The sequence below is a fragment of the Mesonia sp. K4-1 genome (genome assembly GCF_008017825.1).
In the GTDB taxonomy this organism is placed as follows: Bacteria; Bacteroidota; Bacteroidia; order Flavobacteriales; family Flavobacteriaceae; genus Mesonia.
Genome location: NZ_VRLS01000012.1, coordinates 1 through 12,387 on the forward strand (window position 1 = coordinate 1; position 12,387 = coordinate 12,387).

Sequence of the window (12,387 nt, forward strand, 5' to 3'; positions counted from 1 at the left end):
TAACTTGATAACAAAAATGGTGGATAGTGATAAAATTCATCAAGCAAAATTAATAAGCAACTAACTACTGACCTCTAAGAGTTTAAATCTTTTTCTAAACCTTATTTTGATCGAGGTAAGGCTTGGAGTTTTACTTCTTTAGAACGTAATGTTTTTATAAAAAATAAAATAGCGTGGTTCGATGAATTACTCCAAACTCAAATGGGACTTTGTAGAGGTTCTGGAGTATTAGAAAAAACTACAAATGGGTGGAGAATACAACATTATGTACTTTCTATTAGTATTCCTAACGAAAATGTCGCTGAAATCACGAGATTGAAAAAGAATTTTGAAGAAAAATTTATAAAAACAATACCTTAAAGTGTAACAATTTAGCACAATCTTTTACCTATAACTATATAAATAACAAATCATGAAAATAACACTTAAACAAAGTTTACTTGTTGCTGCTGCATCGTTTGCGGTTCTTTCTTGTAAAGAAGATCCAAAAAACGATAAAGATATGGCTCAAGCAGAGGAGAAAACTCCAGGTATCGAATTGCAATATATGGATACGCTTGTGAGTCCTAAAAATGACTTCTACAATTACGTAAATGGTAATTGGATGAAAACCACTACTATCCCAGACGACAGAACTTCTTGGGGAGGTTTTCAGGTTTTACGTAAAAGTACCGATGATGATGTGCTAGCCATAGTAGATAAGGCACAAAAAGAAAACAAATATGCTGCAGATACCGATCAAGCAAAAGCTTTGTTTTTGTTTAATTCAAAATTAGATACGGTTGCTAGAGATAAAGCAGGAATTAGCCCTCTTCAACCGGCTTTAGAAAAGATTAATAGTATTAAAAATGTAGGAGATCTACAAAGCGTTTTAGCTAAAAATGCATCTACTATCTCTGCTCCATTTTTTGGATTAGCAGCTTATTCAGATCCTGCAGATAGCAATATGAATACCGCTTATGTTACTCCGGGTGGTTTAGGTCTTCCAGATCGTGATTTTTATACCAAGCAAGATGCAGATTCTAAAGAGATAAGAGAAAAGTATGTAGCACATATCTCTAGAATGTTCCAAATTTTAGGAGATGATAGCGCTGCTGCGGAAAAGCAAGCAAAACAAATCTTAGATTTTGAAACACGTCTAGCGACTCCACGTTTAGATAAAGTGGCTAGTAGAGATTTTAGAAATTTTAATAACCCACGTTCTATTGATGAGCTTCAAGAAATGGTTCCTGCAATTGACTGGAAAAAATACTTTGACGATTTAGGAGTAGAAAAAGAGTTAGATACGGTAATTGTGATGCAACCTAAGTACATGGAAGAAGTACAAAAGGTTTTAAAAGAAGGAAATGTAGAACTTTGGAAAACCGTAATGCGTTGGGCAACTTTAAATGATGCTGCAGGAATGCTTACTACCGAGTTAGAAATGGCTAACTGGGATTTTTATAGCAAAACTCTTAACGGAGCTAAAAAACAACGTCCATCTAGAGAGCGTGCTTTAGCTACCGTAAACGGATCTGTAGGAGAAGCTTTAGGTAAATTATATGTAGATGAGAAGTTTCCGCCAGAAGCGAAAGAAAAGGCAGAAAAAATGATCGATAATGTAATCGCTGCTTTTCAAGCTAGAATTGAGAAGTTAGACTGGATGAGCGACAGTACTAAAGTAAAAGCAATTGAAAAGTTGGATAAATTTACCGTTAAGATTGGTTATCCAGATGAGTGGGAAGATTATTCTAACTTAGAGATCAATAAAGACAATAACTACTATAATAATATGGTAGCAGTTTCTAACTGGAGCTACAAGAAAAATCTTTCAGAGATTGGTGAGCCAGTAGATAAAACTGAATGGGGAATGTCGCCACAAACGGTAAATGCTTATTTCAATCCGTTTAATAATGAGATTGTTTTCCCAGCAGCTATTTTACAACCACCATTTTATAACTACAAAGCAGACGCTGCAGTAAACTATGGAGGAATTGGGGCTGTAATTGGTCACGAAATTTCTCACGCTTTTGATGATAGCGGAGCTCGTTTTGATGCTGATGGTAACCTTAAAAACTGGTGGACCGATGCTGATTTAGAGAAATTTACCGAAAGAGGAAATAAATTAGCAGATCAATATAGCGATATCGAAGTATTAGATTCTGTATACATCAACGGTAAATTCACTTTAGGAGAAAACATTGGTGACCTTGGTGGTGTTTTAGCTGCTTATGACGGTTTACAAATGCATTATGAGAAAAACGGAAGACCAGAAAACATTGATGGCTTTACACCAGAACAACGTTTCTTTATGTCTTGGGCAACCGTATGGAGAACCAAAATGCGTGATGAAGCTTTACGTAACAAAATAAAAACTGATACGCATTCTCCAGGAATGTACAGAGCTTACGTACCATTACAAAACATCGAAGAATTCTACCAAGCTTTTGATATTAAAGAAGGAGATTCTATGTATGTAGCACCAAAAGACAGAGTTTCTATTTGGTAATATATTGGCTTGATAACTAACAAAAACCCATCGATTTTCGATGGGTTTTTTATTAATTAAGGTTGATGCAAAAACTTAAAGTTTAGCAATAAGCAGGTTTGTTTTACATCAATTTCTTTTCCTTTAGAGTTTGTAGTCTGATCAAAAATTGGAGGCTCTAAACCCCTCTTTTTCGCTGCTGCGGAATAATATATTTCTCGCGAAGGATGATCTGGATAAACACCGTGAAAAACTCCAGCAATAGACTTTTCAACTAATCGAATTAACAACCTCATCCCGTCTTTTTGTTCAATTAAGTTTACTGGAGCATGAGGATTTTGAATGTTTTCTCGTCCTGCCAAATAGTTTACAGGATGTCGATCTTTACCTACTAAACCTCCAAACCTTACTATAGTGGTTTTAAACTTATCACTGTTCTGCCAAAGTTTTTCCACTTCTATTAATTGCTGACCTGCAGAGGAATTAGCATTCGGAATATCATTTTCTGTGTAAGTAGGAATACTTTCTCCATCTTCAAAAATCGACGTAGAACTTACATAAACTACATATTTCACCCTACTTTTTTCTACTTCCGTAAAAAGTAGAGTCATTTTTTTTACAAAATCCTCTTTTGGATTTTTTCTTAATCCCGGCGGAATATCAATTATTAAGGTATCTGTTTCTTTCAGAAACTCCTCAATATTACCTTCAACGCCTTCTTCTGTTAAAGCAATTAAAAAAGCTTCTATTCCCACCTTGGTGAGTTGATCTATCTTAGAAGGTGAAGTCGTGCTTCCCTTAACTTGATACCCCTCTTTTAACAATATCTCTGCTAAAGGAAACCCTAACCAACCACATCCTAATATGGATACTTTCTTCATTCTAAAATTAATATTGTTTGTGTTTCCATTGGAAATAAGAAATGAGCACCCAAAAAAGGGAATTAAAAAACAAGAGAAATAAAAATCGCTGAAAAGAAAATTCTTTATCTATGAAAAAATAGAAAGATAATTCCGTAAAGAAAGAAACAGGAAGTGCTCCTAATAAAAATCCATAAATTACAATATGTTTCTTCATTCTAAAATTACTTTTTGCTTCGTCATCATTACATCGTTTAATACAAAAGGTCTCGGCATCATCTTCTCGTCTCTTGGAACAATATTTAAGGTCTTATTTTCCTGCAAATCATAACTTGCATCGTAAACTTCTAAAACCGGTGATATTTCTGTATTTTTTAACTTCAATTTCAATCTTAACGTATCTTGATCTACAGCGAAATACGTGAGTAATTTAGGTGTTTTTCGGTTTTTATAATAAGGGAGTTGATGATTTGGAGTTGCTTTTTCGTTGGCGGTTAAGCTTTCTACTTTTACATTTTTATCTAAGAACACTTCTATTCTTTTTACTTCTCGTTGCGGACTTATTTTTACGTTATATTCCGTAAATGTGTTATCTAATCTATTTTTTTCTACTTGTATCGCTGCTGCGGAAATATTTACTAAAGGCGCCACTGAAGTGTAGGTGTATTGAGCGTTATACTTACTATCAAAAATTACTGAATCTACATTACTATCATCTTTATTAAAATAAGGTTTGGTATAAGCATCTAATGTATGATCATAAGTATTCCAAGTAGCTTGTTTTTGATCTACATCTAACATATAGATTAAACTATTGGGTTTAGGTCGGTCTTCTGTATATCCCGATTGACTGTGAGCGGTTAGAAATAGAAAACCTGCTAAGGCCGCAAAAATCAAAACACCTGCTTTTTTATACTTTAAGTAAGCCATTACAGACCACAGTAATCCAAAAATGAGCATCACAAATAAGGCGCTAATAAATAATTTACTTAATCCTAAACCTACAGGAAAGAATTGAACCAAAGGAACTAATATTATAAGCGCTGGCACTCCTAAAAGTAAATGTAAATAAGGGTTTCTCTTGTTAAAGAGCAATAAACCAAAGGATAGTAAAGAGAAGAAAAAAGGAATGATAAAATAAGCCGCTCCTTTTAAAATGAAAGCAATAATGCTGAGTAAGATCAACCAAATAACTAAAGGTGTTACAAAAGCATTTTTATTTTTCTCGGTAGTAGTTGCTGAATAGTTCCTATAAAAATAAAACAAAATCGCTAAAGTTAAAGAAACTCCAACCCCAATATATAAATGTCCGTTAGACGGAAAATCGTTTTGATTCTCTAAAACAGAATCATAAATATCTGGGAGTTTATCACTTAAGGTTGCGCTTATTAGAATTCCAAAAAATAATGCTCTCGAAAAATCCCAAAATCCTCTTCCTATTTGTTTAAAGTCTAAAATTTTATGACGCATACCATATACGAACAATCCAAGAAAGATCACCCAAGCAAAAACAAGCATTGGATAGATAAATGAGAATGGATAATGAACGATATCTAAACCAAAGAAATTGAAATATACTTGATCCTTATCCGCTTTAAGCGAATCTAAATCTACTTGTGAAAAATAGGGCAATAATGCTTGTAAATAAGTTGCTTGGTGCACCAAAGATTCTATATCTAAATTCTCTGGAGTGTCTTTTGCAGTGTGATAATCAAAATGGTCATCGATAAATGCGAAAAAGAAACTTGGAGTATCGTTAACTTCTCTAAAGACAGTTGCATCTGTATCGTTAGGAAGCTTCTTGTAAACACTATACATTAAAGAAGTGGCTACAGGAAATTGCGGATTTGCTTCCGCGAAAGCGTTAATGAGATTGGTGTTTCCTGTATTGGTTTCAAGAATAGTGTTGGAAGGTCCTCCACTTCCGCGAGCTTCAAAGTTTAAAACGAGACCTATATTTTTTGCCCAAGTATGTTCTTTTACAAATAAACCAGCTCCGCTTAATCCTACTTCCTCTCCATCAGTAAAACAAATAACAATATCATTTTTTGGCTGCGGATTGTTCTGTAAAAACACTCGAAGACTTTCTAAAATCACTCCAACTCCAGATGCTGCATCACTAGCGCCTGGGGAAGAATGAACTGCGCTGTCATAGTGAGTCATCACCAATAAAGCAGATCGACTAGGGTCATTTCCTTCTATTTTAGCAAGTATATTTTGGGGAGCAGTTAAGATTCCGCTATTATTGAAATCATAACCTTTTTGGGTTTGAACTTCTAAGCCTAAATCTTGCAGTTGTTGTACAATATAGTTTCTTACTTTACTATGAGCCTTTGTTCCTATAGAATGCGGCTGACTTCCTATTCTTTTAACATGATTAAACGTATTGGCAGTAGAAAATGAATTTTTTGTTTCTTCCTTAAAGTAGGTTGCCGAAGGCTGAAGCCCTTCAATACTTACATAAGAAATAAGACTTATTAGAAGAACTATAAAAAGACTAGTAAGAATTCTTCTCATGTTAATCTATTCTTTTTACTAAAGCGTAGTATTCATTTTCTAAGGGCAAATATCCTTGATCGTAGACAAAATAGTAGATGGTACCTTTTTGAGTCGTATAAATATTGGTGATTAAATCGAAATCGAAACCTAAAGAGAGTAGTTTAGATTTTGTGGTTTTAGATTTTTTATCGGGATTGAGTTCTTGAAGAATTCGATAATTTTTTCGCAATCGGTTGTTGGTATTCCGTACAAGATTATTAGAATCTTTATTTAAGCGATTGTTGTAAGCATTGCGACAGTAATCGCTACAGAATTTTTTATCAATCCTGCCAACTATCTTTTCTTTACACTCTAGACATTCTTTTTGCATCATCTAAAGGTAATAAAATTGAAAATAAAACTAGGTATAAAATAAAAGCACCACTTAAAAAGTGGTGCTTAGAAAATAAATAATAACTATATATTATTCGATGATGCGAACGTTTGTCGCAGTCAATCCTTTTCTTCCTTCGCTTTCAACGTATTCAACACGGTCACCTTCGTTTAATGACTCACCATCTAATCCTGTGATGTGAACAAAAATGTCGTTTCCTGTGTCTTCGTTGGTAATGAATCCGTATCCTTTAGACTCATTGAAAAATTTAACTGTACCTTCCATTATAAAAAAATAAAATATTAATAAAGTACAAACCTACAATTTAAAATTGATTTCAAAATGAAATTAATGTAAATTTTTTATAAATTAATTGATTTTTAGTGATTTAATCTAAATTCTTTCCTTGCATTTTTTTGATATTCTCTGGCGTAAGCATATAATCTTTAAGCTTTCTTCCTTTAGATCTATAGTATAAAAACAAAGGCATCCAAACAAAAATCCCTGTTCCTAAAGAAGAACCTATAAGAATACCACCTAGTTTTATATCTATTTCAGTTTGATTAAGGTAAATTCCTGTTCCTAGCGTAATGGCTATGGCGACAAAAAGTATAATAATAGCGTATTTCATTTTAATAAGTAATTAATTTTCGGCGGTAAGCCGTTAACATTTTAGATTTAGAAACGAAACCAACATACTTCCCTTCTTTAATCACAGGTAAATTCCACGCTCCACTGCTCTGAAATTTCCCCATCACCATTTGCATATCGTCTTTTCCGTAATAAATATAATCTGGAGCATCATGCATCAAAAATTCTACCAATACTGCATCGTATAAAGAAGTGTCGAACATCATTTCTCTAATATCGTCTAGCGTAATAACCCCAACCAATTCTTCTTCTTCGTTCACCACGGGAAAGAGATTCCTTTTCGATTTAACCACTGCTGTGAATAACATATCTTTCAAGGTCATTTGTGGTTTTAATTTCACAAAATTCTCTTCGATGATACGATCTAATTTTAATAAGGTTAATACCGCCTGATCTTTATTATGGGTTATTAAAGCATTCTTATCCTTTAATTCTTTTGTATAAATATTACTATCGCTAAAAGCTTTAGAAATCATAAATGAAATTCCCACCACGATCATTAAAGGTATAAACAACTCATACCCTCCAGTAATTTCAGCAATTAAAAACATGGCGGTAAGTGGTGCTTGTAAAACTCCAGCCATAAGACCTGCCATTCCTACCATAGTAAAATTACTAGAAGGCAAATAAAAACCGAATTGTTTGCAAATGTTCACAAAAAAACTTCCGGTCACGGCACCTAAAAATAAAACTGGCGCAAACACTCCTCCAACTCCACCACTGCTTAAGGTTACGGAAGTAGCGATAGGCTTTAAAAGTATGAGTCCGAAAATTAGAAATAATATAACCCACGAACTTTCAATAGTATCTTTAAACAAAAAGGTTTCTAACGCCTGATCGTAATTTTGAGCTATAAGATTATTCATAAATGAAAAACCTTCCCCGTATAATGGAGGAACTAAAAAGGTTAAGACTCCTAAAATAATTCCGGCAAGAACCACTTTAAGATATTCGTTATTTACTTTACGGAATTGATTTTCTGTAGTAAAATAAACTTTAGAAAAGTAAACCGAAACCAGAGAAGCTAAAATCCCTAACAGAGCATAAAACAAGATGTTTTTAATCTCAAAATGCTGTATATCTTTAAAGTTAACAATATACTGTTCTCCTATCACCCATATTCTTGTGACTACCGCTGCTGCGGAAGCAAATAATAATGGTAATAAAGAGGCAAATGTAAGATCTAAACTAAACACTTCTATCGCAAATAGAATCGCCGCAATAGGAGCTTTGAAAATTGCTGAAAGAGATCCTGCCGCGGCACAAACTAACAATAATTTTCTAGTCTGCGCTTTCATATGAAAGAGCTGTCCTATAGAAGATCCAAATGCTGCTCCTGTAGCCACCGAAGGACCTTCCAAACCTACTGAACCTCCAAACCCCACTGTTAAAGGCGCAGTCAAAAGAGAGCTAAAAGTATTCTTCCTACTCACCTTCCCTTCCTTCTTAGAAATAGAAAATAACGCCATAGGAATACCGTGAGAAACATCACTTTTTAGTACATATTTTCTTACGAGAAGCGTTAATAACAATCCTATACATGGGAAAGCAAAGTACCAATACGTATGATAAGACTGAATGATCCCTTCTTCAAAAATTGTACTTATAAAATGAGTAATATTTTTTAAAGCTACAGAAGCTAAACCTGCAATTAAACCTACTAGAATAGAGAGCATATATACAAAATTCTTATCGGAGATATTTTTATATCTCCAAACTAGAAATTTTGTAAAGGGTGTCTTTTTCTTTAACATCTATACTATGGATCTACTAAATGTAGCAAAAAAAATCCTGCGTTAACAGGATTATATTTTTGTTATTCTTGAGTTTTAACAAGATTTAGATGAAGTTCTTTTAATTGATCTTCATCAATAGCTGCCGGTGCATCTATCATTACATCTCTACCCGCATTATTTTTTGGAAAAGCGATAAAATCTCTAATGGTTTCTTGTCCGCCTAAAATGGCTACTAATCTATCCAAACCAAATGCTAGTCCGCCGTGTGGTGGAGCACCATATTGAAAAGCATCCATTAAAAAGCCAAATTGAGCTTTTGCTTCTTCTTCCGTAAAGCCTAAATAATCAAACATTTGAGCTTGCGTAGCTTTATCGTGAATACGAATAGAACCACCTCCTATTTCATTTCCGTTAAGGACAAGATCATAAGCGTTTGCCTTAACTGCTGCAGGGTTCGTTGCTAATAAAGGAATTTGCCCTGGTTTTGGAGATGTAAATGGGTGATGCATGGCATGGTAACGTTCTGTTTCTTCATCCCACTCTAATAGTGGGAAATCGATCACCCAAAGTGGAGCAAATTCATTAGATTTTCTTAAACCTAAACGTTCTGCCATTTCCATTCTTAAAGCACTTAATTGAGCTCTTACTTTATTGGTATCTCCCGAAAGTATACAAATTAAGTCTCCTGGTTGAGCCTTTGTTTTTTCAACCCATTGCTTCAAATCTGCTTCGTCATAAAACTTATCTACAGATGATTTTAAACTACCATCTTCATTATATTTTACATAAACCATTCCCATAGCGCCTACTTGTGGACGCTTTACCCAATTAATGATTTTATCGATTTCTTTTCGGCTATAGCTCGCTGCTCCTGGTACGGCAATTCCTACTACTAAATCTGCTTCATTAAAAACTTTGAAATCTTTATGTTGCGCTACTTCATTTAGTTCTCCAAACTGCATATCAAAGCGAATGTCTGGTTTATCATTTCCGTAAAGACGCATAGCATCATCATAGGTCATTCTTGGAAACTTATCTACCGACACATTATTTATCTTGAGAAGTAAATGTCTGGTTAGGTTTTCAAAAATATTAAGGATATCTTCTTGATCTACAAATGCCATTTCGCAGTCAATCTGTGTAAATTCTGGCTGGCGATCTGCTCTTAAGTCTTCATCTCTAAAACACTTTACAATTTGAAAGTATTTATCCATCCCGCCGACCATAAGCAGCTGCTTAAAAGTTTGTGGAGATTGTGGCAGAGCATAGAATTGACCTTCATTCATTCTACTAGGGACTACAAAATCTCTAGCACCTTCTGGAGTAGATTTAATTAAGTAAGGAGTTTCAACTTCTATAAAATCTTGAGTAGAAAGAAAATTTCTAACTTCCATCGTTACTTTGTGACGAAAAACAAGTTTGTTTTTTACCGGATTTCTACGAATATCTAAGTAGCGATATTTCATACGTAAATCCTCTCCTCCATCAGTTTCATCTTCAATGGTAAAAGGTGGAGTTTTTGCTTCATTTAAAATGCTAAGTTCTTTTACTAAAATCTCTACTTCTCCTGTAGGAATATTAGGGTTTTTAGATTCTCTTTCTATGACGGTTCCTTTTACTTGAATCACGTATTCTCTTCCCAGCTTTTTAGCTGTTTCCATCATTTCTACCGGAGTTCTTTCCTCATCAAATATAAGTTGAGTGATCCCATAGCGATCGCGTAAATCGACCCAGATCATAAAACCTTTATCTCGAATTTTTTGGACCCATCCAGATAAGGTTATTTCTTCACCAATATTTTTACTATTTAACTCTCCGTTTGTATGACTTCTATACATAGTTGTTGTTTGCTATAAATGATGCACAAAAATAAGAAGATACTTATATATGAACGATGTTTTCTACAATAAATAATTCTATAAAAAAATGAATTTTACGTGATATAATCAACTTAACATAAGTGACTTACATCTCCAATGTTAATTTAATGTTACCTAACAGTTTATTTATTGTAAACTTTTTACTATATTTGTTAAGTTAACCTTTAAAAAGAAAGAAAATGAAAAAGATGATTGTAGCGGTTGCCCTTTTATTTGGAGCAACAATGATAGCTCAAGATGTGAAGCCTGAGTTCGAAAAAAATGGAGATGCAGTTAAAGGTACATTTTTCTATGAAGACGGAACTGTAAAACAAGTAGGTACTTATAAAGATGGGAAACTACACGGCGAATGGATAATGTATACTGAAGACGGAGAGAAACAAGCTATAGCACAGTACCAAAATGGAGAAAAAGTAGGCAAATGGTTTTTTTGGAATGATGACCAACTAACTGAGGTAGATTATTCTGTTAGCAAAATAACCGCTGTCACCAAATGGGAAAATACTAATGCTGTAGTTAGCAAATAGTCATTAATTATTAATAAGGTTTAAAAAGCTATCATTAATTTGATAGCTTTTTTATTTTTAGTTCTATAAATAGAACATTCCTTTTTGTATTTTTGAAGATAAACTATATTTAAATGATAGAGAAAGAAGAAATTGAATATGAAAAATCGGTCTTGATTGGGATTATTAATAAATTTCAAGATGAAGAGAAGTCTGAAGAATATCTAGATGAACTAGAGTTTTTAGCCTACACTGCCGGTGGTGAAGTTTTAAAACGATTTACACAAAAATTAGATGTTCCTAATCCTAAAACCTTTATTGGTACCGGAAAAATGGAAGAGGTAAGAGAGTTTATTGAACAAAATGATGTAGGTACTGCTATTTTTGATGACGAATTAAGCCCTGCCCAACAAAAGAATATTGAGAAAATTTTAAAATGTAAGGTAGTGGATAGAACCTATCTCATTTTAGATATTTTTGCCCAAAGAGCCAAAACAAGTTATGCTAGAACGCAAGTAGAATTGGCTCAATACGAATATCTTTTACCTCGCTTAGTTGGATTATGGACTCACTTAGAAAGACAACGTGGAGGAATTGGTATGCGTGGTCCTGGAGAGACAGAAATTGAGACGGATAGACGTATTGTAAGAGATAAAATTTCTCAATTAAAGGACAAGCTTAAAACTATTGATAAGCAAATGGCGGTCCAACGAGGTAATCGCGGTCAGCTAGTTAGAGTTGCTTTAGTCGGTTATACCAATGTTGGTAAATCTACTTTAATGAATGTGATAAGTAAAAGTGAGGTATTTGCCGAAAATAAGTTGTTCGCTACTTTAGATACCACTGTTCGTAAAGTGGTGATTAGAAATCTGCCTTTTTTATTAACTGATACAGTAGGTTTTATTAGAAAACTTCCTACGCAATTGGTAGAATCATTTAAGTCGACACTTGATGAAGTTAGAGAAGCCGATTTACTTTTACACGTAGTAGATATTGCGCATCCTAACTTTGAGGACCACATTGCTTCAGTTAACCAAATTTTAGATGAAATAGAGAGTGCAGACAAACCGACTCTTATGGTTTTTAATAAAATTGATGCTTATTCACCAGAAGTTATTGAAGAAGATGATCTAATTACAGAAAAGACTCCTGCTCATAATACCTTAACGGAATGGAAACGTACTTGGATGAACCGCCTAGGTGACAATGTACTTTTCATATCGGCTATTAATAAGGAGAATATAGAAGAGTTTAGAAAGAAGGTGTATGAAGCAGTTAGGGAAATTCATATTACCCGCTTCCCTTACAATAACTTTCTCTACCCTGAATATGATAAATATACCGGTGAGATAGAAGAAGATTAATTATTAAACTGAATTTTAAACAAAAAAAACCGCTTCTAATTTTAGAAGCGG

11 protein-coding genes and 1 pseudogene are annotated in these 12,387 nt (G+C 33.9%); 4 read left to right on the forward strand and 8 right to left on the reverse strand.

The genetic code is table 11. The features are described from left to right. Positions 1-90: 90 nt before the first annotated feature. Positions 91-360: pseudogene (locus FT986_RS01045) on the forward strand (nuclear transport factor 2 family protein); the annotation flags it as partial. A 52-nt stretch (positions 361-412) separates the two neighbouring features. Further along, on the forward strand, positions 413-2,488 hold the full coding sequence (locus FT986_RS01050) for a M13 family metallopeptidase (protein ID WP_147863431.1): 2,076 nt from the start codon (positions 413-415) through the stop codon (positions 2,486-2,488). 56 nt (positions 2,489-2,544) lie between these two features. Here the strand turns inward: FT986_RS01050 and FT986_RS01055 are convergent, their stop codons facing one another. The 8 genes from FT986_RS01055 to aspS all read right to left on the reverse strand — a co-directional run bounded on the left by FT986_RS01055 (position 2,545) and on the right by aspS (position 10,424). Further along, positions 2,545-3,348 (reverse strand): NAD(P)H-binding protein, encoded by an 804-nt coding sequence (locus tag FT986_RS01055; RefSeq protein ID WP_147863432.1) that lies wholly within the window; start codon positions 3,346-3,348, stop codon positions 2,545-2,547. A 7-nt stretch (positions 3,349-3,355) separates the two neighbouring features. Further along, positions 3,356-3,544: a hypothetical protein gene (locus FT986_RS01060; protein WP_147863433.1), complete on the reverse strand. Its 189-nt coding sequence runs from the start codon at positions 3,542-3,544 to the stop codon at positions 3,356-3,358. Then, positions 3,541-5,844, reverse strand: a complete 2,304-nt coding sequence (locus tag FT986_RS01065; protein ID WP_147863434.1) for a M28 family peptidase — start codon at positions 5,842-5,844, stop codon at positions 3,541-3,543. Before FT986_RS01065 ends, FT986_RS01060 begins: the two co-directional genes overlap by 4 nt. 1 nt (position 5,845) lies before the next feature. Then, a complete protein-coding gene (locus tag FT986_RS01070; protein ID WP_111540824.1) occupies positions 5,846-6,196 on the reverse strand; it encodes a hypothetical protein in 351 nt (116 codons plus the stop codon). A 93-nt stretch (positions 6,197-6,289) separates the two neighbouring features. Next, a complete protein-coding gene (locus FT986_RS01075; protein WP_111540793.1) occupies positions 6,290-6,484 on the reverse strand; it encodes a cold-shock protein in 195 nt (64 codons plus the stop codon). Positions 6,485-6,587: 103 nt separating this feature from the next. Further along, positions 6,588-6,830 carry a hypothetical protein gene (locus FT986_RS01080; RefSeq protein WP_111540794.1) on the reverse strand — a complete coding sequence of 81 codons (243 nt, stop codon included), beginning with the start codon at positions 6,828-6,830 and terminating at the stop codon, positions 6,588-6,590. A gap of 1 nt (position 6,831) precedes the next feature. Continuing rightward, positions 6,832-8,526 carry a chloride channel protein gene (locus tag FT986_RS01085; protein ID WP_255505873.1) on the reverse strand — a complete coding sequence of 565 codons (1,695 nt, stop codon included), beginning with the start codon at positions 8,524-8,526 and terminating at the stop codon, positions 6,832-6,834. A 140-nt stretch (positions 8,527-8,666) separates the two neighbouring features. Continuing rightward, entirely contained in the window at positions 8,667-10,424 is a 1,758-nt protein-coding gene (aspS, locus tag FT986_RS01090; protein ID WP_147863436.1) for an aspartate--tRNA ligase, read from the reverse strand. A gap of 221 nt (positions 10,425-10,645) precedes the next feature. Here aspS and FT986_RS01095 point away from each other — a divergent pair, with 221 nt between their 5' ends. Together FT986_RS01095 and hflX are read left to right on the forward strand one after the other, a co-directional pair. Next, a complete protein-coding gene (locus FT986_RS01095; RefSeq protein WP_147863437.1) occupies positions 10,646-10,993 on the forward strand; it encodes a toxin-antitoxin system YwqK family antitoxin in 348 nt (115 codons plus the stop codon). A gap of 113 nt (positions 10,994-11,106) precedes the next feature. Beyond that, positions 11,107-12,336, forward strand: a complete 1,230-nt coding sequence (gene hflX / locus FT986_RS01100) for a GTPase HflX (RefSeq protein ID WP_147863438.1) — start codon at positions 11,107-11,109, stop codon at positions 12,334-12,336. Positions 12,337-12,387: the final 51 nt, after the last annotated feature.

Bases quoted from the DNA above. Each gene is read 5' to 3' on its own strand.
- aspS (WP_147863436.1), bottom strand. From the start codon at position 10,424: ATGTATAGAAGTCATACAAACGGAGAGTTAAATAGTAAAAATATTGGT.
- FT986_RS01055 (WP_147863432.1), bottom strand. From the start codon at position 3,348: ATGAAGAAAGTATCCATATTAGGATGTGGTTGGTTAGGGTTTCCTTTA.
- FT986_RS01065 (WP_147863434.1), bottom strand. From the start codon at position 5,844: ATGAGAAGAATTCTTACTAGTCTTTTTATAGTTCTTCTAATAAGTCTT.
- FT986_RS01070 (WP_111540824.1), bottom strand. From the start codon at position 6,196: ATGCAAAAAGAATGTCTAGAGTGTAAAGAAAAGATAGTTGGCAGGATT.
- FT986_RS01080 (WP_111540794.1), bottom strand. From the start codon at position 6,830: ATGAAATACGCTATTATTATACTTTTTGTCGCCATAGCCATTACGCTA.
- FT986_RS01050 (WP_147863431.1), top strand. From the start codon at position 413: ATGAAAATAACACTTAAACAAAGTTTACTTGTTGCTGCTGCATCGTTT.
- hflX (WP_147863438.1), top strand. From the start codon at position 11,107: ATGATAGAGAAAGAAGAAATTGAATATGAAAAATCGGTCTTGATTGGG.
- FT986_RS01085 (WP_255505873.1), bottom strand. From the start codon at position 8,526: ATGCTCTCTATTCTAGTAGGTTTAATTGCAGGTTTAGCTTCTGTAGCT.
- FT986_RS01060 (WP_147863433.1), bottom strand. From the start codon at position 3,544: ATGAAGAAACATATTGTAATTTATGGATTTTTATTAGGAGCACTTCCT.
- FT986_RS01095 (WP_147863437.1), top strand. From the start codon at position 10,646: ATGAAAAAGATGATTGTAGCGGTTGCCCTTTTATTTGGAGCAACAATG.
- FT986_RS01075 (WP_111540793.1), bottom strand. From the start codon at position 6,484: ATGGAAGGTACAGTTAAATTTTTCAATGAGTCTAAAGGATACGGATTC.